Origin of the sequence: Corallococcus sp. AB038B (assembly GCF_003668955.1) — a bacterium.
Lineage (GTDB): Bacteria > Myxococcota > Myxococcia > Myxococcales > Myxococcaceae > Corallococcus > Corallococcus exiguus.
Genome location: NZ_RAWO01000351.1, coordinates 1 through 390, shown reverse-complemented (window position 1 = coordinate 390; position 390 = coordinate 1). Strand labels below are relative to the sequence as shown.

Genomic DNA, 390 nt, shown 5'->3' with positions numbered 1-390 from the left:
GGACCTGACGACGCCCGACCTGGAACGGACCCGCGCCTTCTACAGCGCGCTGTTCGGATGGACCTACCTCATCGGTCCCGAGGAGTCGGGGTTCTATTCGATGTGCCAGCTCAACGGCCGCATGGTGGCCGGCATCGGCCTGAAGCCCAAGGACGCGCCCTACCCCACCGCCTGGAGCGTCTACTTCGAGGCGGATGACGTGGATGCCTTCGTCCAGCGCGCCGAGAAGCTGGGAGGCAAGGTGGCGATAGCCCCCATGGATGTCTTCGACGCGGGCCGGCTCGCCTTCTGTACGGACCCCACGGGCGCGAGCTTCGGGCTCTGGCAATCACGCGGGCACAAAGGCGCGCAGCTCGTGGGAGAGCCCGGCACCATGGCCTGGCACGAGGT

1 protein-coding gene is annotated in these 390 nt (G+C 67.7%); it reads left to right on the top strand.

Annotation, left to right across the window (positions count from 1 at the left end):
• Positions 1–390 (top strand): VOC family protein (locus D7Y04_RS43540; protein ID WP_147477390.1); only part of this gene is annotated, 390 nt, incomplete at both ends.